Below are 745 nucleotides of genomic sequence, written 5' to 3'. Positions count from 1 at the left end.
CGTTTTACAGGCTCTCATAGCGATGCGCTTGAACTCTTTGAGTTTGCAGAAGAAGTTTTCGATCAGGTGTCGCCATTTGTAAATCTCAGTGTCGATTTGGAGAGGCATTGATCGACGCGGATGTTGTGAGATGACGATTTTCGCGCCGCGCTCGTTGAGATCGGCCACAATGTTGTTGCTATCGAAAGCCTTGTCGGCGAGGAGCGCACCGAATTCGATGCCATCAATGAGCGGCGCGACGCCGACCGTATCGAAGCGATGGCCCGGCAGCAATTCGAACCGGACCAGATTGCCTAAAGCATCGGCCAGTGCCAGGATTTTGGTTGTCATCCCACCTTTTGAGCGACCAATGGCCTGGCTCTGAGTCCCCCTTTTGCGCCCTGACCGTGTCGGTGGACCTTGACGATGGTGGCATCCACCATGGCGTATTCCATGTCCGGTTCTTCAGAGAGGGCATCGAATATGCGTTTGAAAATGTCGGCTTCACGCCAGTCGCGAAACCGGCGGAATGCCGTGCTCCAGTTGCCAAACGCAGCGGGCAGGTCACGCCATGGGCTGCCCGTGCGCGCAATCCAAAGCACGGCTTCAATGAAAAGCCGGTTGTTTCTTCCGCTGCGACCGGGATCCATAGGTTTTCCTAGACAATGCGGTTCTATCTTCGCCCATTGGGCGTCTGTCAGTACAAAACGATCCATCCAAAGCGTGAATCACATTCGCGCTGATTTGTGAATCCCCACAGACCCTA

Annotated in this window: 1 protein-coding gene; it reads right to left on the bottom strand. The window is 54.6% G+C overall.

Annotated elements, in window-relative coordinates:
• A protein-coding gene (locus E8M77_RS18485) for an IS5 family transposase (RefSeq protein ID WP_137132108.1) occupies positions 1-695 on the bottom strand; the annotation gives its coding sequence in 2 pieces (ribosomal slippage) (positions 1-365 and positions 365-695; 696 coding nt annotated over the 2 pieces). This gene is flagged as partial in the annotation.
• Between the last annotated feature and the right edge of the window lie 50 nt (positions 696-745).

This window comes from Rhizobium sp. FY34 (genome assembly GCF_005222845.1).
GTDB lineage: Bacteria > Pseudomonadota > Alphaproteobacteria > Rhizobiales > Rhizobiaceae > Neorhizobium.
Note: the sequence above shows the minus strand (reverse complement) of the source record. Positions and strands in the feature narration are given on the sequence as shown.